This window comes from Bradyrhizobium sp., assembly GCF_027451485.1.
GTDB lineage: Bacteria > Pseudomonadota > Alphaproteobacteria > Rhizobiales > Xanthobacteraceae > Bradyrhizobium.
In genome coordinates this window covers 44,207-61,738 of the sequence record NZ_DAIDJE010000043.1, presented here as the reverse complement: position 1 = coordinate 61,738, position 17,532 = coordinate 44,207, and the positions used below count along the sequence as shown (strand labels likewise).

17 protein-coding genes are annotated in these 17,532 nt (G+C 63.0%); 10 read left to right on the top strand and 7 right to left on the bottom strand.

Annotated features, from left to right (window positions below):
- Positions 1-33: 33 nt before the first annotated feature.
- Positions 34-1,686 carry a tetratricopeptide repeat protein gene (locus tag NEZ08_RS06090; RefSeq protein ID WP_298105200.1) on the top strand — a complete coding sequence of 551 codons (1,653 nt, stop codon included), beginning with the start codon at positions 34-36 and terminating at the stop codon, positions 1,684-1,686.
- A 20-nt stretch (positions 1,687-1,706) separates the two neighbouring features.
- Here NEZ08_RS06090 and NEZ08_RS06085 read toward each other — a convergent pair whose 3' ends face one another.
- From NEZ08_RS06085 to NEZ08_RS06075, 3 genes are all read right to left on the bottom strand, one after another.
- A complete protein-coding gene (locus NEZ08_RS06085) occupies positions 1,707-1,991 on the bottom strand; it encodes a hypothetical protein (RefSeq protein WP_298105198.1) in 285 nt (94 codons plus the stop codon).
- Between the two features lie 175 nt (positions 1,992-2,166).
- The gene (locus NEZ08_RS06080) at positions 2,167-3,180 is read right to left on the bottom strand and encodes an aldo/keto reductase (protein WP_298105195.1); all 1,014 of its coding nucleotides are present in this window, start codon (positions 3,178-3,180) and stop codon (positions 2,167-2,169) included.
- 36 nt (positions 3,181-3,216) lie between these two features.
- Positions 3,217-3,633: a PaaI family thioesterase gene (locus NEZ08_RS06075; protein ID WP_298105230.1), complete on the bottom strand. Its 417-nt coding sequence runs from the start codon at positions 3,631-3,633 to the stop codon at positions 3,217-3,219.
- Positions 3,634-3,790: 157 nt separating this feature from the next.
- Between NEZ08_RS06075 and NEZ08_RS06070 the strand changes: the two genes are divergently transcribed.
- Both NEZ08_RS06070 and NEZ08_RS06065 read left to right on the top strand, forming a co-directional pair.
- Positions 3,791-4,777, top strand: coding sequence for a tripartite tricarboxylate transporter substrate binding protein (locus NEZ08_RS06070; protein ID WP_298105192.1), 987 nt, complete (start codon positions 3,791-3,793; stop codon positions 4,775-4,777).
- Between the two features lie 71 nt (positions 4,778-4,848).
- The gene (locus NEZ08_RS06065; protein ID WP_298105189.1) at positions 4,849-6,069 is read left to right on the top strand and encodes a hypothetical protein; all 1,221 of its coding nucleotides are present in this window, start codon (positions 4,849-4,851) and stop codon (positions 6,067-6,069) included.
- Here the strand turns inward: NEZ08_RS06065 and NEZ08_RS06060 are convergent, their stop codons facing one another.
- A complete protein-coding gene (locus NEZ08_RS06060) occupies positions 6,070-6,369 on the bottom strand; it encodes a hypothetical protein (RefSeq protein WP_298105186.1) in 300 nt (99 codons plus the stop codon). It lies immediately after the preceding gene.
- Between the two features lie 356 nt (positions 6,370-6,725).
- On the opposite strand from NEZ08_RS06060, the gene NEZ08_RS06055 reads away from it, so the two are divergent.
- A complete protein-coding gene (locus tag NEZ08_RS06055) occupies positions 6,726-7,202 on the top strand; it encodes a hypothetical protein (RefSeq protein ID WP_298105183.1) in 477 nt (158 codons plus the stop codon).
- A gap of 17 nt (positions 7,203-7,219) precedes the next feature.
- Positions 7,220-8,116: a CoA ester lyase gene (locus tag NEZ08_RS06050; protein WP_298105180.1), complete on the top strand. Its 897-nt coding sequence runs from the start codon at positions 7,220-7,222 to the stop codon at positions 8,114-8,116.
- A gap of 146 nt (positions 8,117-8,262) precedes the next feature.
- On the opposite strand, the gene NEZ08_RS06045 is transcribed toward NEZ08_RS06050, so the two are convergent.
- Complete coding sequence (locus NEZ08_RS06045) at positions 8,263-9,432, bottom strand: beta-propeller fold lactonase family protein (RefSeq protein ID WP_298105177.1); 1,170 nt, start codon at positions 9,430-9,432, stop codon at positions 8,263-8,265.
- 39 nt (positions 9,433-9,471) lie between these two features.
- A complete protein-coding gene (locus NEZ08_RS06040) occupies positions 9,472-10,743 on the bottom strand; it encodes an MFS transporter (RefSeq protein WP_298105174.1) in 1,272 nt (423 codons plus the stop codon).
- A 127-nt stretch (positions 10,744-10,870) separates the two neighbouring features.
- Between NEZ08_RS06040 and NEZ08_RS06035 the strand changes: the two genes are divergently transcribed.
- The 5 genes from NEZ08_RS06035 to NEZ08_RS06015 all read left to right on the top strand — a co-directional run bounded on the left by NEZ08_RS06035 (position 10,871) and on the right by NEZ08_RS06015 (position 16,399).
- Complete coding sequence (locus NEZ08_RS06035; protein WP_298105171.1) at positions 10,871-11,674, top strand: SDR family NAD(P)-dependent oxidoreductase; 804 nt, start codon at positions 10,871-10,873, stop codon at positions 11,672-11,674.
- Positions 11,675-11,682: 8 nt separating this feature from the next.
- Complete coding sequence (locus NEZ08_RS06030) at positions 11,683-12,444, top strand: hypothetical protein (protein ID WP_298105169.1); 762 nt, start codon at positions 11,683-11,685, stop codon at positions 12,442-12,444.
- Positions 12,445-12,533: 89 nt separating this feature from the next.
- Positions 12,534-13,868, top strand: coding sequence for a tetratricopeptide repeat protein (locus NEZ08_RS06025; RefSeq protein WP_298105166.1), 1,335 nt, complete (start codon positions 12,534-12,536; stop codon positions 13,866-13,868).
- Between the two features lie 203 nt (positions 13,869-14,071).
- On the top strand, positions 14,072-15,982 hold the full coding sequence (locus tag NEZ08_RS06020; RefSeq protein ID WP_298105163.1) for a propionyl-CoA synthetase: 1,911 nt from the start codon (positions 14,072-14,074) through the stop codon (positions 15,980-15,982).
- Positions 15,983-16,123: 141 nt separating this feature from the next.
- Positions 16,124-16,399 (top strand): hypothetical protein, encoded by a 276-nt coding sequence (locus NEZ08_RS06015; protein ID WP_298105160.1) that lies wholly within the window; start codon positions 16,124-16,126, stop codon positions 16,397-16,399.
- A gap of 203 nt (positions 16,400-16,602) precedes the next feature.
- Here the strand turns inward: NEZ08_RS06015 and NEZ08_RS06010 are convergent, their stop codons facing one another.
- Positions 16,603-17,301 (bottom strand): DUF1013 domain-containing protein, encoded by a 699-nt coding sequence (locus NEZ08_RS06010; RefSeq protein ID WP_298105157.1) that lies wholly within the window; start codon positions 17,299-17,301, stop codon positions 16,603-16,605.
- Between the last annotated feature and the right edge of the window lie 231 nt (positions 17,302-17,532).

Genomic DNA, 17,532 nt, shown 5'->3' with positions numbered 1-17,532 from the left:
GCAGGACATTCGGCCGATCCAAAGGCGACAGATATGCAAACCACGGCGCCGGCCGGCACTTCCGCGAGTATCGAGACCGAGGGCTCAAGCGTCCAGCAAAGCCTGCGCGAGGGCATGCAATTGTTCCGCGACGGACGTACGGCGGAATCCATTGCCGCCTTCCAGCGTGGACTGATCGAGGCCGAAAAGGCCGGAACCGAATCCGTCGAGACGATGTCCGATCTTTACGCCAAGCTCGGCAATGTCGCCGCAGCCAGCGGCAATTTTCAGCTCGCAAGCGTCAACTACCAGGCCGCCTTGAAGATCGCGCCGCATCTGACCAATTGCTGGTGCAGCTTCGCCGACCTGCATTTGCGGTGCGGCCAGCATCAGACGGCCATCCAGCTCTATCTTCAGACGCTCAAGCTCAATCCGCGCCATTGGGCCGCGCGCGCCAATATGGTTCATGCGCTGATGGCGGCCAGGCAATACCTGATCGCCAAGGCAATCCTCATCGAGCTGAAAGGCGAGCGTCCGCAGGATGCCAGTATTCACCACCTGCTCGGCAAGACGCTTTTCGAGTTAGGCGAGATCGAGCCGGCAATCGCAAGCTTTCAGGAGGCGGTTGCGCTCAATCCGCAGGATGCCGAAAGCATCAACTGGATCGGCGCACTCAGGCAGTCGCTGGGCGACGACAAGGCTGCTCAGGCGGCCTATGCGCAAGCCGCGCGGATCCAGCCGCTGATTACGCGACCGGCTGCCAGGCAGCCGGCGGAATTCCGCGTGCTGGCGCTCTATGCGCCGTTCGGCGGCAATACGCCGACCGAATATCTGTTTCAGGACGCGTTCTTCGATACCGATACGCTCTCGCTGTTTGCCGGGCGCGATGACGACATCGCGAAGCTCGGTCAGAATGCGCAGCTCGTCATCAATCTCGTCTCCGACGCCGATCAGACCGAAGCATTGTTGCCGCTCGCCGCCGACCTGGTCGACCGGCTCGACCTGCCCGTCGTCAACCATCCGCGCAAGGTGCAACAGACGACACGCGATGGCGTCGCGCGGCTGCTTGCCGGAATTCCGGGCTGTCGCGTGCCGCAAGCCTTGCGGCTGAAGGCAGGTGCCGATCGCTCTGTCGCGGCGTTGAAGGCGATGCTGCCGTTCTCTTCACCCTGGCTCGCCCGGCCTGTGGGGACCCATGGCGGAGATGATTTCGAAAAGGTCGATGATTTAGCGGCATTGTCGGCGTTGCTGTCGCGGCAGGCGGACCACGACCATTATCTGATCGAATACATCGACTACCTGTCCGCCGACGGCTATTTCCGCAAATACCGCTTCATCTTCATCGGCGATCAGATTCTGCCCTATCACCTCTGCATCGGCCGCGACTGGAAACTCCATCACATCAATACCGACATGGCGAACCAGCCGTGGATGCAGCAGGAAGAGGCGGCATTCCTGGAGAACTGCGCTGCGGTGTTCGGCCTGGCGCAGATGCAGGCATTGCGCGCCATTCGCGAGCGCGTCGGTCTGGACTATTTCGGTATTGATTGCGCCACGGACGCATCCGGCGAGATCGTGGTGTTCGAGGTCAACGCCTCGATGCTCGTTCACGCGCGCAATGAGGGCTTCCTCTACAAGGATCCGGCGGTCCGCCGGATCAAGCTCGCCTATGACGCGATGCTGCGGAAGACGGCGAAACCGCGCTGAGCTTCGCTGCACGTCACTTGCTATTCCAATTCCTGCATGCGCAGCAGCGCCGACAGCGTACCCTGGCTCAGCCGTCCCGGCGGATGCTGTGGCTTGCGGCTGGCGTCTTCAATCCCGGAAAAGTCCGGTGGCAGGAGCTTGTTTGCGACCGGCGCCGCCGATCGGCTGGTTTCGCTTGTCCCGTACGCCTCTTCCGCCGCGTCGAACTCGCTGAGCGGGCCGATGCCAGTGCGGCGTTTCCTCGTCTCGATTTTCCTCGGCGGCGGCGTATAGACCGTCGGCGGCATGATCTGATGTCGTGACATGTCGTCATTCCCTTGAGTCAAAGGAACCCGCACGCAACCAACAAAAACCCCTCAATCCGTCGAGCAAAGCCCGGGCCAGATAAATTAGCTTGATGAATCAACGGGCAATCGAGCCGCGCCATTGACGTCCCGGCAAGCTTTGCCGGCCTACGCCGAAATTTCTGCCGGAAGACCATCAAGCCGCAGTGCGCGGCTTCCGTCCTTCGATCGGATATTGCGGATCGTTGTAGCCCGGTGTCGAGGGATGGCCGGTGACGACGAGCCGATCGATCAGGGCCTCGTCTTCGGCCGTGAAGCGATAGTCAAGCGCGCGTACATAGTCGTCCCACTGCTCTTCGGTGCGGGGGCCTGCGATCACGCCGGTCACGAACGCGCTGTTGAGCACCCAGGCGACCGCGAACTGTCCGGCGGTGATGCCGCGGTCTTCCGCATGCTTGCGGATTTCCTGCGCCAGCTGCAGCGATTCAGGCCGCCATTCGGTCTGCATCATGCGCGTGTCGCTGCGGCCGGCGCGCGTCTCCTTGTCCGGCGCGGCGTCAGGTTTGTACTTGCCGGTCAAAACGCCGCGCGCCAGCGGGCTGTAGGGTACAATGCCCAGTCCGTAATAGCCGCAGGCCGGGAAGTGCTCGACTTCCGGCATGCGGTTCATCGCATTGTAGTAGGGCTGGCTGACGATCGGGCGGTCGATGCCGAGGTCGTCGCAGATGTTGCAGATTTCGGCGACGCGCCAGGCGCGATAGTTCGAGACGCCGAAATACCGCACCTTGCCCTGCCTGATCAGTTCGCCCATGGCGCGCACGGTCTCGGCGAGCGGCGTCGCATGGTCTTCCTTGTGCAGATAGTAGATGTCGATGTAGTCGGTGCCGAGCCGCTTCAGGCTTTCGTCGGCGGCCTGAAGCACCCAGCGCCGCGACAGCCCGCCGCGATTCGGATCATCGCCCATCTGATTGGCAAGCTTGGTCGCCAGCACCCAGCCAGGCCGGTTGTTGGATATCGCACGGCCGACCACGGTTTCCGACGCGCCGTTGGAATAGGCATCGGCCGTGTCGATGAAGTTGACGCCGGCATCGCGCGCCCTGGCGATGATCCGCTTCGAACTGGTTTCGTCCGCCGGTCCGCCGAACATCATCGTGCCGAGGCAGATCGGCGAGACTTTCAGGCCACTGCGGCCGAGTTGACGATATTCCACGGAGGCATTCCTTTTCGATTGATAAATCCGGCAGGGTCAGGAGTTGTCTTTCAGGATCTTGAAAACGCCACTTGCGGTGGCAACGACGCGGCCGTCGGCAACGACCTCCGCGGTGGTGAAGATCAGCGTGTGCGTGACGCGGACGACGCGCGGCTTCGCAATCAGCAACTCGCCGATCTGGCCCGCATCAATAAAGTGGACGTCCATCTGCACCGTGGCGAGCGTCGGCCGGCCGGACACCAGCCGGGCAATCATGCCGGAGGCCCGGTCGGCCAAGGTCATCAATACACCGCCCTGGACCCGGTTGCGGCGGTTGTGATGCTTGTCGGACGCGAGGATAGCGTATTCATGATTGCCGTCGACGGAGCGCTCCCAGAGCGGACCAATGAGGTTCAGGAAGCCGGTGGTCTCGACTGCGGCCCAGCCGTCTGCCTTCAGCGCTTCGTCGGTCATTTCAGCCGTCATCTTGTTGGATTTCTTCCAGGGCGGGGTTTGCGCCATTTCATCAATCGGGGAGGGTTCCTAGTCAAGCCGTTTAGCCGAAGGGTCGCCTTGCGAAGGCCTGCTCTTTCGGGGACGATGGAAAAAAGAGCCGTCCGGGAGGTTCGTCATGCGCTCTGTCCGCGCGTTGCCTGCAATGTTGGCGTTGGTACTGGTGCTCGGCCTCTGCGCAGGGTTCGGTGCGGCGCGGGCGCAAGACTATCCGAACCGTACCATCACGATGGTGGTGCCGTTCCCGCCGGGCGGCTCGACCTCGATCGTCGGGCGCGTGATCGCCGACAAGATGAGCGAGTTGCTCGGCCAGAGCATTGTGGTCGACAACAGAGGCGGAGCGGGCGGCACTGTCGGCACCAAATCTGTGGCGAGAAGCGAGCCCGACGGCTACACGCTTCTGCTCGGCTACTCCGGCACGCTTGCGATCGCGCCCTCGCTCTATCGCAATGCCGGTTACGATCCGCGCAAGGACTTTGCACCGATCGGCATGATCGGCAGCGCGCCGTCTTCGCTGGTGGTGCATCCCTCGTTTCCGGCGAAAACCGTCGCCGGTCTGATTGCCTACGCCAAGGCCAATCCAGGCAAGGTCAACTTTGGCTCTGCCGGGATCGGCACCGTCGGCCACATCACCGGCGAATATTTTGCCCGCGCGACCGGCATTCAGATCGTTCATATTCCCTACAAGGGAACGGGTCCGGCGGTCAGCGACCTTCTGGGTGGACATATTCCGATGTCGTTTTCGCCGATCGCCGCGACCGCCGGCAACGTCAAGGGCGGCCTGTTGCGGGCGCTCGCCGTTACTTCCGCCCACCGCAACAAATTATTGCCCGACGTGCCCACCATGATCGAAGCCGGCGTTTCCGGTTTCGATGCGGTACTGGCCTACGGGCTTGTCGCCCCGGCAGGTACGCCGCCGGCCGCGATCGATCGGCTCAACAAGGCTTTGCGGGATGCGCTTGCCTCGGATGAGGTGAAAAGGCAGCTCGGAGTGGACGGCACCGAGATAACCCCGAGTTCGCCGCAACAATATGCCGACTTCATCGACAAGGATGAAAGGAAGTGGTCGGAACTCGTCAAGGCGAGCGGCGTCGAGCCGGAGTAATGCGGCGTTTCCGGCAAAAGCCGTTCCCTCCTGGCCTCCTGATGTTCTAAAATTACATTATGCTCCTTCACATGATTCGTTCCGGCGGCCGATGTTTCGCGCTTGCGCTATTCCTGGGCGGGCTGCCGGTTGACGCTGCGGATAACGCCTCGCCGCCTGCGGATGCCATGGCGCAGGCGGCTTCGCCCTATGCGATCGCGGAGTATCGCAGGCAGCTCGCCGAATACCAGCAGGCCCGTAGCGCGTTCGAGGCGGAGGCAGGCGCCTACTGGAGTGCGATCGTCGAGAAGCGGCGGGGCCGCAATGCCAAGCGGCGCGAGCATCTCGCCATCACGCTCGACGATTACGTCCTGACTCAACCGCCGGTTTATACCGGGCCGAGGAGGCCGGTGAATCCCGAACCGGAGCCGCCGGAGGTGCGGCCGCCGCGCCAGCACAAGGTGATCCCGACGGTTGGCGATCTCCTGCAGGCAGCGAGCGCACAGTTTCAGTGGACGCCGCAAAGACCCTCGAGCGAGATCGAGTTCAAGCGCGCCTATGCGCGGGTGGCGCTCGCCGCCGGACTGACGCGAGAGCAGGCGGTGCGGGTCTATTCGTTCGAGACCGGCGGCACCGGAAATTACGATGTGCAGGCGGGGATAGAGCACGGCGGCAGGCGCGCGATCTCGACCGCGATCGGCTACAACCAGCTGCTCACCACCAACAGCGTCGAACTGCTCGCCGAGCAGGGACCTGAATTCGTGCGTGCACTGATGCAAAGGGCGGCCAGCTTGTCAGGACAGCCCCGTCAAATCATGGACCGCAAGATCGCGGTGCTGAAGAAGATGGTGGCCTTTGCCCGCTCGGTGCCGGACGACTGGTCGGCGCACGAGAGGCTTGCCGACACGCCGCAAGGCTGGGCGCTGCACGCGATGGTGCTCGACATCGACATCGGTCCGCTTCTGCAAACGCACAAGCTCCTGACCTCGGTGATCTTCGCGCGCGCCAAAGGGTTCAACCGCCCGCTGACCGCCGCTGAACTCGAAATGATGAATCTCACCGGCGACGGCACAGGCCTCGACATGGTGATGATGCCGCAGGCGATGCGCGAACTGGTGCCGACCTCGAATTTCTTCCAGCGCGGCGGCTATGAGCGCAACCCGGTGGCAATCCGTCACAACACCGTCGCCAAGTTGCTCGCGATTACCGACAGCCGGATGAACGCGAACAGCAGCCAGCCCGGCGCGCGGGAGCTTGCGGCGGCGCTGTATCAGGCTGCGCCGATGTCAGCCGAGGCGACCTCGGCGAGATAATTATTCCGATCCGAACATGAAGCTGCCGTCATCGTTGAGATAGGGGCCCTTCCGCATGTAGAGCTGCCCGTTCTGTCCGATGAAGAACAGCGTTCCCTTCGGCACCTTCCTGGCGCCCTTGAGCAACTGGCCGGCGTTGTTGGTTCCCATTTTGTAGGCCAGCGTCTTGCCGTCCTTGCCGTAGGCGTAGCCCGTGTCCGGCTTCAACTCCCACGGGGTCGCCGCTTGCGCAAAGGCTGGCGCCGTGAGCGTGGTGAGCGCCGCTGCCGCGAGCAGCTGCGTGATCGAAAAACGCCTCATGTCGTTACCATCCTCCCGATCGCTGCCGCCTGCGCGTGCAGCTATCGTCTTGAACAAATCACGAACGGCGTCGGGCCGTCAACATGGCGTGGCAGGCATCATGGCTGCGAATGACTTTGTCATTGCGAGCCGTCGCGACTATCTTGCCGCCGATAGCGGGTGAGTCAGCGGGTACGTGACAGGGATGCCCGGTACCGCCGATCTGAACTCCTTCTACCACGGGCGGCGAATTCGATCAGGGACTTCAGCTCGATAAAGCGGTGATGGTATTAATAAGATTGCTGGTGCCCATGACTTTCCGAAGTTCGAAGGTGGGCGCTGCGATGGAGCATCGAACTTCGGAAAGTGGGCACAGGATGAATCGAATTGTGAAGCTCGGGTTTGTTGTCGCGATGTTGCTGCCGCTCGCAGATGTCGCCACCGCCGACGAGTTCAAGCTCAGCAACAACCAGCGTATCGCTTGCAGCCGGGGCCTGGCGCCCGGCAAACTCAACACCGCAACCTGCAAGTCCTACACCTATGTTTTCAACACCAAGACCTCGGAATACTATCGCTGCCAGGTTTCCCTGGCGCTGACGCGCGACAACAAGGAAGTGATCAACGTGCAGGCCGACGGCGGCTGCACCAGGAAGCAGCGGATTTTCGACACCGATTCCGACTACTCCTTCGATGCCACCGAAACCGAGCCGCCGAACACCAACTCGTTCTTCGGGCCCGGCGGCTATTCGATGTGGGTCAGCGACAACACCAAGCAGCGGGTGCGCGGCTGCATCACCATCTCTTCGGGCCTCGGCTCGGACATTTCGAAATGCATTGACATGACCTTCGAGTAAACGAGACCTGAGAGCCGATGCGCTGCGTGCGGCCTGCGCGATTTTGTCGCTCCTGGCTCTTCCTCGAAGGTGCCAATGAAGCGGCGCTGTCTGGTGCGCCGGAGAGTGGCGCGGATGTCCTGATCCAGGAACTGGAGGATTTCACCCCGCCCGAGCTGCGCGCCAAGGCGCGGGCGCTCGCGGCCGATCTTTATCCCGCTTGGCGCGCGGCAGGTCGCGTGGTGGCCGTGCGCGTCAATCCGCTCGATCAGGACGGGATGGATGATCTGGCGGCCGTGATGCGCGGGGCGCCCGACATCGTGGCGCTTCCGAAGGTTGCCGAGCCGCACCATGTCACGCGCCTCGACGAGGCGGTGACGCGCTTGGAACGGGCATATCGCATCCCGGAAGGCTCGACTGCGCTGTTGCCGAACATCGAATTTGCCCGCGGCCTGGTGCAGACGGCGGCGATCGCCAGCGCGAGCCGACGCACGGTCGCGTGCCTGATGGCGTCGGAAGACATGGCCGCCGATCTCGGCGCCGAGCGCGGGCACGACGGCATCGAAATCGCTTATTGCCGCCAGCGCTTTCTGGTCGAATGCGTCGCCGCCGGCATTGTCGCAGTCGATTGCCCCTATACCTTCAGCGACATCGATGGCCTTTCGCGCGACACGCGCTGGGCGCGGCGGCTCGGTTATGTCGCGAAAAGCCTTGTTGCCCCGGACCATGCGCGCATCGTCAACGGCATCCTCTCTCCCGACGAGAGCGAAGTTCGCCGCGCGCGCCGTCTTGTTGCAGCCTTCGAGATCGCACGGAGCGCAGGCCAGGGCCGCGTCGAACTCGAAGGCGCGCTGGTCGAACTGCCCGCCTACCACACCGCCAAACGCCTGCTCGCCCGTCACGAGGCGATGCAGGAATTTGAGCAGGAGGATTGAATTCGCCTGTCGAAGCCGCAGGTGTGCTCTCTCTCCCAATGGGAGAGGACTGGGGCGAGGGGCTAGGGCCTATCTGAAAGCTGCGCCCCTCAGCCGATATTTTTGCGACCTCTCACCAACGGGAGAGGTGAATCGAAGCCGCGGGCTCAATGCCCCATCCGCGCCGACGCCGGATGACCAGGCACCTTGAAGCGCTTGCCGGTGTCGGTGACCTTGGTGCCGTCGACCTTCAGGATCGAAAAATCCTGGTCCAGATAGTTGCCGGCGAGAAGATATTTGCCGTCCGGCGTGAACGCGACGGCTTCCGGCAACCCACCGACCTCGATATCCTGGGTCTTGGTCACCTTCTTGCCGTCGATCTTCAGGATCGAAAGGCTGCCGTTCTTCTGATGGAAGAATGCCTTCTTCATGTTCGATCCGCGCAGGATCGCGGCGACCGCAATGTCGCCTTTCGGCGACATAGCCAGCCCCTCCGGCCCGTCGCCGACCACGACGCGGTCGATGATCCGTGGCGGGTTCGCCTCGAGGTCGATCACGCTCGTGGTGTCGACGCTGCCGTCGGACGATCCTGCGCCGCCATTGTCGGAAGTCAGCGCGAGTTTGCTGTTGGGCGTGACCACGATGTTATAGGGCCACTGGCCGGTCGGCAGATCGATCTTGCTGTAGGTCACCTTGCCGGCGTTGACGTCGAGCACTGAAACCTTGTGCGCCGGGAATCGCACGGCCAGCGCGTGCTTGCCGTCGGGCGTGAACATCACGTGCGCGACGCTGTCGGGGAAGGTGATGGTGTCGGTGACCTTGACATCGGTGCCGTTGACCGACAGCACGCTGACCGAATTGTCGCCGCGGTTGGCGACCAGCGCCATCTTGCCATCCGGGCTGAAGTTAAGTCCCGATGGCTGCTTGCCGCCGGTCAGCGTCGCCGCCAGCTTCGGCGGGTTGGCCTTCATATCGATCACGAAGATCTTGTTGTCCGGCACCTGCTTGAGCGCATTGCCGTCTTTCACCACGTCGACGGAGTCCGCAACCAGAGCGATGGAGCCGGTCGGATCGATATCGACGTTGACCGGTGGTCCGACCACCGAATTTTCCAGCGGCAGCGACGTGACGATCTTGGGCGCTTCCGGGTTGGCGAGATCGAGGATCAAAACGGCGTCCTTGCCGGGAGGCGACAGGACGGTCTTGCCATCATCGTCCCAGGTGACCTTCTCGTCGAGGCCGACGATCATGAACGGCTTGGCACAGGCATAATTGAAGCCGGCGCCGCACAGCATCGACGTCGCCAGCGCAAATCCAAGCTTTCGAACAACAGGCATATTCGCGTTCTCCCAAAAAGACCGGCCTCTAGCGGGCGGTTAGCGGCCGGACATTACGCGGGCGGGCCTGTCCTTGCTAGTGGTTGCACTGCGACCTTGGTATGGCGAAGTCTCGGGCATCATGACGATGAACAGGGCAAGGCCGGCGCCCGCCACACCTGCGAGAAACAGGAACGCGGCGCTGTAGCCGGCCCGAACGACGATGAATCCGGCAACGCCGGTGCTTAGCGCCGCGCCGAGACCCGTGGCGGTAGCAATTGCGCCCTGGCTCACGTTGAAATGGCCGGTACCGTGGGTGAGATCGGCGACCACGAGAGGGAACAGTGCGCCAAAAATGCCGGCGCCGACGCCGTCGAGCAACTGCACCGATAGCAGCCAATATGGATTGTCGGAAAAAGGATAGAGCGCGCCGCGCACCGCCAGCACGGCGAGCGCCGTGGCGAAGATCGGCTTGCGTCCCCACGCGTCCGCCTTGCGGCCGACCAGCATGGCGACCGGCACCATGACGATCTGGGCGGCAATGATGCAGACCGACATCAGCGAGGTGCCGAGGTTGCGGTTGACCAGGGCGAGCTTCTGGCCGACCAGCGGCAGCATCGCCGCGTTGGCAAAATGAAACAGCACGGTTGCGCCCGCGAAGATCAACAGAGGCCGGCAGCTCAATAGCACGCGATAGCCGCTGGGCTGTTCGTGAACAGCGGGATCGTCCGCCGTGCCAGCGCCAAGTCCGCGGGCGACATCGTCGTCGATGGCCTCACGCGGAATCGAGACGGTCGCGGCCACGCTCGCCAGCGCCATCGCGGCGAGCAGCCAGAACACGATGACGGGTCCGACAAAATAGGCGCAGAGCCCGGCGATCGCCGCGGCTGTTGCGTTGCCGGCGTGGTTGAAGGCCTCGTTGCGGCCGATCCGTCGCGCAAAAGAACCCGGCCCGACGATGCCGAGCGACAGCGCGGCGACCCCTGGCGCGAAAATGCTGCCGGCGGCATGTGCGACCACCTGTGTTGCGGCCACAAATGGAAATGGATCGATGAAGGGTAGGACGAGGCAGGCGGCGGTGACGCCGACGGCGGCCGCAACCATCCAGCCGCGCTTGGCCGGGCTGCGGTCGATCAGTGCGCCGGCAGGGGTCTGCGCCAGGATGCCCGCCAATCCCGCCAGTGACATCAAGGCGCCGATGCTCGCTGCGTCCCACTTTCGTTCAGTGAGGAGATAAATGGCGAGATAAGGTCCGAGGCCGTCGCGGATATCGGCGAGAAAGAAATTCAGTGCATCCAGCTTGCGTTCGACGCTGTTTCCCGCCTGCCGCAAGCCGAACCCCGCCTCATTGGACGCTTTTCAACAGACGGGATCGGCCGTTGGTTCCCCTTGGGTCGGATTGAACCGTTGACCGCGGCCGTCAGTGCAGACAAAGCTGCACGAAACAGGAGAGGCTGCTTTGGGACGACTGGCAGGCAAGACAGCGATCGTGGTGGGCGCCGGCTCGATCGGGCCGGGCTGGGGCAACGGCAAGGCGACGGCGGTGACGTTTGCACGTCAGGGGGCGCAGGTGTTTTGCGTTGATCGTAACGGGGCGGCCGCCGAGGAGACCGTCGCGATCATCACCGGAGAGGGCGGTCAAGCGACCGCGTTCGCAGCCGACGCCTCGCGCGGCGACGACATCGAAGCCATGGTTGGAGCGTGCGTAAGGGTTTACGGCCGCATCGACGTGCTCGACAACAATGTCGGCATCGCCGAGACCGGCAGCGTGGTCGATGTGGCCGAGGCCGACTGGGATCGCGTGTTTGCCGTCAATCTCAAGAGCGCCTATCTCGCCATGAAGCACGTCATTCCCGTCATGGTGGCGCAGGGCGGCGGATCGATCATCAATATTTCCTCGATTGCCGCCGTCCGCCATCTCGGCATTTCCTACGTCACCTATGCGACCACCAAGGCGGCGATGAACCAGATGACGCGCACCACGGCTGTCGAGTTCGCCGCGCAACGAGTTCGCGTCAATGCAATCCTCCCCGGTTTGATGAAGACGCCGATGGTGGCGCATTCGGCGGGTCTCGCCGCGAGCTATGCCAAAGGCGATGTGGAGGCGATGTGGCGGGCCCGTGACGCACAGGTGCCGATGGGGCATATGGGCGATGCCTGGGACGTCGCCAACGCGGCGCTGTTTCTGGCTTCCGACGAATCGAAATACGTTACCGGCATCGAACTTGTGGTCGATGGCGGCATCACGCTGAAAGTAACGTGAAGCGCGCAATGCGATTCTCGCTTTCGATCGGAAGGTCGCTGGTCATGTGGCTGGCGCTTGCGCCGCATCTGGCTTCGACAGCGACAGTCGAGCCGACCAGCGAGCAGATCGATTCCGCGCCCTGCATGGCCGCGATCGCGGCCGCAAACGACGAGAAGATCATCGCGACCTGTGCGGGGTTGATCGACAACGACAAGGCGAAAAAGGCGGATCGGGTCAAGGCCGCTATTGCGCGCGCCTCGGCCTATGAACGCAAGGGAGAGATTGATCGCGCGATCGGCGATGACGACGTTGCGCTCAGGCTCGATCCGACGCTCGCCGACGTGTTCAACGCGCGGGGCGAGCTTTACCGCAAGAAGAGCGACCGGGTTCATGCGCTTTCCGACTTCGGCACCGCCGTCAGACTCAACCCCAACAATGCCGCCGCGAAAGCCAACTACAAATCACTGTCGCTGGAAATCGAGCGTATCGGCGCGATGATCGCGGTCAACAACAAGCCCAGCTTCAACTGCGCGACCGCGAGGCGTCCGGTTGAAAAGGCGATCTGCGCCAATCCAGAACTTGCCAATCTCGATCGCGAGATCAATGCGGTCAATACCAGGGTTGTGCGCGAGGCAAGCCGGGAAAGCGCGCGCGCCGGGCGCGCCAGGCAGCGCGAGCAGGACGAATTCCTCAGGCAGCGCGAAGGCGAATTCGGGCAGCCTGGCTTCGACCTGCAGAAGATGATGCGGCAACGGCTCGATCATCTGCTCGCGGTGGCGCGGCCCTGAGCCGTCCGGGGCGTGAACCTCGAGGACCGCTCTGGCGACAAATGGTGCGATTGACATCCGCCGAACGTTACGACAGCCAAGAGCCGGCCATGCGCCCCTTTGTCTTGCCCCTTGCCGCGATCGCCGTTTTTGTCGCCGCTCAAGCCGAATCGGCGGCTGAGCCGGCGGTCGTCTGCGCAGCGCATTCGGATGCGGCGCCGGCCAGGCTGATCGACAGCTGCGCTGCGCTGATCGACGATCCCGCAACGCCGGACGCCGATCGCTTCAAGGCCATGGTCGTGCAGGCATTAGCACGTCACGACAGCGGCGACAGCAACAAGGCGCTGGACGAGCTCGACCGCGTCATCGCCAAGGACCCCAATCCCGCGCGCGCTTACCGGGCCCGTGGTGAAATCCTGCGCCAACAGCGCAAGACCGTGGCAGCGTTCGAGGCGCTGAACCAGGCGATCCGGCTCGAACCCGACAATGCCGAAGGCTATGAAACCCGCGGCAACATCTTCAACAACGCCGGTCAATACGACCGCGCCATCGAGGATTACAACGAGGCCCTGCGGCTGAAGCCTGACTTTGCGCTGGCTTACGCGGATCGCGCCGCGGCCTGGTATTTCAAGGGCGACTATCGGAAGGCGATTACCGACGACGATCAGGCGATCAAGCTCGATCCAAACCGGGCGCAAACCTACACCAACCGCGGCGTAGCCTACCGCAAGCTCGGCGACATCCAGCACGCGCTCGACGACGAGACGGCGGCGATCCGGATCGATCCGTCGAAGCCCGAGTTCTTCGACAATCGGGGGCTCGATCTCTACGGCAACGGCGACTTCGCGAGCGCGATTGCCGATTTCGATCAGGCGATCAAGATCCGTCCCCAGGCGAACTTCCTCACCAACCGCGGGGACGCCTATCAGGCGATGCAGGACTACGATCGCGCGATCGTGGATTATGATGCCGCTGTGAGGCTCGATGCCGGATTTCAGCGCGCCTACAACAATCGAGGCGCGGCCTGGGAGCGCAAGGGCGATCGCGAGCACGCATCGCAGGATTATGCGCAAGCCGTTCGGATCGATCCCTCGGATGCCAAGGCCGCCGACAATTACAAGAAGGTCATGCTCGAAAGCGAGCGTTTGAGCGGACTGAAGGACGAGAGTGGACTGCCGAGCTTCAATTGCGCGGTGGCCAGGCGCCTGGTGGAGAAGGCGATTTGCGCCGATCCCGAGCTTGCGCGGTTTGACCGCAACATGAACGAGGCTTTCCTGAAGGCGATTGCGGCTGCCGGGAACGACAGCCATCGCGCCGCGCTGAAGCTGACGCGGCAGCAGCGCGAATTCATCGAGAAGCGCAACGCTTCCTATGGCCGGCCCGGCTATGATCTGCGCCAGGCGATGGCCCGGCGGGTCGAGCAGCTCAGCACGATCGCCAAATAGCGATTCCTAGCCAAAGGGCTGACCCGTTCCAGCTTGATCTGGCTCAACTTCGGATGACAATGACGGTTGAATAATCAACGGCCGTTCCGCATCGTCATGCCCGGCCTGGCGCCGGGCATCCGCGTCTTTAGGCCTGGAAGGGCGCGTAAGCCGTGGATGGCCGGGACATAGGCGATAGATGCGTGCCGCTTTGGGAGGACGCCATGAACATCCAGGAAAAAAGCCGTTATCATGAGGTCCATGCACGTTCGCTGCGCGATCCCGAAGGCTTTTGGGGCGAGGCCGCGCGCGAGATCGACTGGATCAAGCCGGCCGAGAAGGTGTTCGATGCGAACCAGGGCCTTTACGGCCGCTGGTTTGCCGGCGCCGTCGTCAACACCTGCTACAACGCGCTCGATCGCCACGTCGAGCGCGGGCGCGCCGACCAGCTGGCGCTGATCCACGATTCGCCGCTTACCGGCCGAGTCACCAGGTTCACCTATGCCGAACTGCTGAACGAGGTGAAGACGCTTGCCGCTGTCATGGTCGATTTCGGCATTGGCAAAGGCGATCGCGTCATCATTTACATGCCGATGGTCGCCGAAGCCGTGGTGGCCATGCTTGCCTGCGCGCGGATCGGCGCCGTGCATTCGGTGGTGTTCGGCGGTTTCGCCGCGAAGGAACTCGCGACCCGGATCGACGACGCCGCGCCGAAGCTGATCTTTTCCGCAAGCTGCGGCATCGAGCCTGGCCGCATCGTGGCCTACAAGCCGCTGCTCGATGAGGCCGTTCAATCAGCGCAGTGTAAGCCGCAAGCCTGCATCATCCTGCAACGGCCGCAGCAGACCTGCGAACTGATCGCGGGGCGGGATCACGACTGGGCGTCTTTACGCGAGGCCGCGATAGCAGCGAAAAAATCCGCCGATTGCGTGCCGGTCCTGGCGACCGATCCGCTCTACATCCTTTACACGTCGGGCACGACCGGGAAGCCGAAGGGCGTGGTGCGCGACAATGGCGGGCATCTCGTCGCGCTGAAATGGTCGATGTTCTACCTCTACGGCATCAAGCCGGGTGAGGTCTGGTGGTGCGCGTCCGACATCGGCTGGGTGGTCGGCCACAGCTACATCGTCTATGGCCCGCTCATCCATGGCGCGACCTCGATCATGTATGAGGGCAAGCCGGTCGGCACGCCCGATGCCGGCGCTTTCTGGCGCGTCATCTCGGAGCATGGCGCGGTTGCACTTTTCACCGCGCCGACCGCGTTCCGGGCCATCCGCAAGGAAGACCCTGAAGGCAAGTTCATCCGGCAATACGATCTTTCGAAATTCCGCACGCTGTTTCTGGCCGGCGAACGTGCCGACCCGCCTACGGTCGAATGGGCGGAAAAGCAATTGAAGGTACCGGTGATCGATCATTGGTGGCAGACCGAGACCGGCTGGTGCATCGCCGGCAATCCGGTGGGCTTGGGCCTCCTGCCGGTCAAGCACGGCTCGCCGACCGTGCCGATGCCGGGCTATCGGCTCGCGGTGGTGGATGAGGCCTCGAAGCCGGTACCGGCGGGCGCCATGGGCTCGATCGTGATCAAGCTGCCGATGCCGCCGGGCTGCCTGCCGACGCTCTGGCAGCAGGATCAGCGCTGCAAGGAGGCCTACTTCAGCGAGTTTCCCGGCTATTACAAGACCTCCGACGCCGGCTACATGGATGAAGACGGCTATGTCTTCGTGATGGGCCGCACCGACGACATCATCAATGTCGCCGGCCATCGTCTTTCCACCGGCGGCATGGAAGAGATCCTGGCCTCGCATCCGGATGTCGCCGAATGCGCCGTGCTCGGCATCAAGGATGCGATCAAGGGCGAGGTGCCCTGCGGCTTCATGGTGCTGAAAGCCGGCGTCACCCGCAAGCCGATCGAGATCGAAAAGGAGATCGTGGCGCTGGTGCGCGAGAAGCTCGGTCCGGTGGCAGCGTTCAAGCTGGCGATCACGGTCGGTCGCCTGCCGAAAACCCGGTCGGGGAAAATCCTTCGCGGCACCATCAAGAAGATCGCCGACGGCGAGGAATGGTCCATGCCTGCCACCATCGAGGACCCCAAGGTGCTGGACGAAATCACGGAGGCCCTGAAGGGAAGGGCGTAGGAGGCGAGAAAATTTGTGATGCCTGGGCTTGACCCGGGCATTCATCCGAACGAAATGCCTTGTTTTTGATGGATTGCCGGGTCATCTGGCGAAGGTGCGTTGCGCGCCGTTGCCCGGCAATGAAACAAATCAGGGTATCCAATGGGCCGTCGATCCGTACCATTCGTCGTTGTATTGACGGCGCTTGCGCTCGCCTCCTGCGCGCGGCGCGGCGAACTGCCGGCCAGCGCCAACTCGAGCCTGGCGGAAAACGATGACACCTTCTGCCGTGCCGGAGGCACGGTGGCACCCGGCTCATCGCAATATGTCGCCTGCATCAGGGACCGCGATAGCCAGCGCGCCAACGCCATCGACCGCGCCGACAAGAAGCAGCGCGAACTCGGCGAATACATGCTCAACAATCCGGTTCGGCCTTGATGCGAATGGACGTCGACACCGGCGCGCCAAAGCGCGATGAGATTGGATCGTCATCGCGCCTCAGGTGTTTGATCGCGCAAGATCTCCGCGCAAACCCGTTCCGCTGATGCGCGACGGAAAACCGCTACACAGTTTTCCGGATCATGCTTCAGGCCGCGCCGGGCCAACCCATGCGCGCGCCATCTCTCTTGCCAGCGTTTGACCTAATCCTGGTCCGGGTCCGGCTTCTTGCCGCCGATGGTCTTCAGCTTGGCGAACACCGCATCGACGTTGAGGTCGTCGTGCTCCCTTTCAGTCGACTCCAGCTCGGCTTCCTTGCGGGTCGTTTCGGAAGCCGGCAGCAGCGTCGGGCCGCCATGGCTAACGTCGGTCGGCTTTTCCTTGGCTGCGCGCTGCACCTCGAAATCGAGTTCGATCTGCGAGCACAGGCCAAGCGTCACCGGGTCCATCGGCGTCAGGGTCGAGGCATTCCAGTGGGTGCGGTCGCGGACGCTGGCGATGGTTGTCTTGGTCGTGCCGACCAGGCGCATGATCTGCGCGTCCTTCAATTCAGGATGGTTGCGCACGAGCCACAGGATCGCGCTCGGCCGTTCGTGACGGCGCGAAACCGGGGTATAACGCGGCCCCTTCTTCTTGGCCTGGGGCGGCAGCGTCACCTTGCTCTCGGCGATCTTCAGCCGGTAATTCGGGTCCTTTTCGCCCTTTTCGATCTCGTCCCTGGTCAACTGGCCGGTCGAAATCGGGTCCATACCCTTGATGCCCTGGGCCGCATCGCCGTCGGCGATGGCGCGGACCTCGAGCGGGTGCATTTTAGTGAAATCCGCCACCTGATCGAAGGTCAGGGCGGTATTATCGACCAGCCACACGGCAGTTGCCTTCGGCATCAGCGGTGCATTGCTCATGGCAAATCTCCTTTGCGCTTCGCCCACCTCCGGAAGGCGAAGCCATGGTCATCAACGATGACGGGAATTACGCTCCTTATATGCTTTCTCTGGTCGCCAGCGCAATGGGTTGCCCTTGACAGCGCGGCCAAGCCGTCCCAAGTCCTTGTTCGGATTAATCCCCTAGAATCGACCGTTCCACGACCCTTTTGGCCATGGTTAAGGCTCGGGTCGCCGGCCCGGTCCGAGGCC

What these genes read in the sequence shown, in the direction of transcription:
- NEZ08_RS06020 (WP_298105163.1), top strand. Translation starts at nt 14,072, where the DNA reads ATGAACATCCAGGAAAAAAGCCGTTATCATGAGGTCCATGCACGTTCG.
- NEZ08_RS06060 (WP_298105186.1), bottom strand. Translation starts at nt 6,369, where the DNA reads ATGAGGCGTTTTTCGATCACGCAGCTGCTCGCGGCAGCGGCGCTCACC.
- NEZ08_RS06050 (WP_298105180.1), top strand. Translation starts at nt 7,220, where the DNA reads ATGCGCTGCGTGCGGCCTGCGCGATTTTGTCGCTCCTGGCTCTTCCTC.
- NEZ08_RS06015 (WP_298105160.1), top strand. Translation starts at nt 16,124, where the DNA reads ATGGGCCGTCGATCCGTACCATTCGTCGTTGTATTGACGGCGCTTGCG.
- NEZ08_RS06070 (WP_298105192.1), top strand. Translation starts at nt 3,791, where the DNA reads ATGCGCTCTGTCCGCGCGTTGCCTGCAATGTTGGCGTTGGTACTGGTG.
- NEZ08_RS06055 (WP_298105183.1), top strand. Translation starts at nt 6,726, where the DNA reads ATGAATCGAATTGTGAAGCTCGGGTTTGTTGTCGCGATGTTGCTGCCG.
- NEZ08_RS06090 (WP_298105200.1), top strand. Translation starts at nt 34, where the DNA reads ATGCAAACCACGGCGCCGGCCGGCACTTCCGCGAGTATCGAGACCGAG.
- NEZ08_RS06030 (WP_298105169.1), top strand. Translation starts at nt 11,683, where the DNA reads ATGCGATTCTCGCTTTCGATCGGAAGGTCGCTGGTCATGTGGCTGGCG.
- NEZ08_RS06075 (WP_298105230.1), bottom strand. Translation starts at nt 3,633, where the DNA reads ATGACCGACGAAGCGCTGAAGGCAGACGGCTGGGCCGCAGTCGAGACC.
- NEZ08_RS06045 (WP_298105177.1), bottom strand. Translation starts at nt 9,432, where the DNA reads ATGCCTGTTGTTCGAAAGCTTGGATTTGCGCTGGCGACGTCGATGCTG.
- NEZ08_RS06065 (WP_298105189.1), top strand. Translation starts at nt 4,849, where the DNA reads ATGATTCGTTCCGGCGGCCGATGTTTCGCGCTTGCGCTATTCCTGGGC.
- NEZ08_RS06010 (WP_298105157.1), bottom strand. Translation starts at nt 17,301, where the DNA reads ATGAGCAATGCACCGCTGATGCCGAAGGCAACTGCCGTGTGGCTGGTC.
- NEZ08_RS06085 (WP_298105198.1), bottom strand. Translation starts at nt 1,991, where the DNA reads ATGTCACGACATCAGATCATGCCGCCGACGGTCTATACGCCGCCGCCG.
- NEZ08_RS06025 (WP_298105166.1), top strand. Translation starts at nt 12,534, where the DNA reads ATGCGCCCCTTTGTCTTGCCCCTTGCCGCGATCGCCGTTTTTGTCGCC.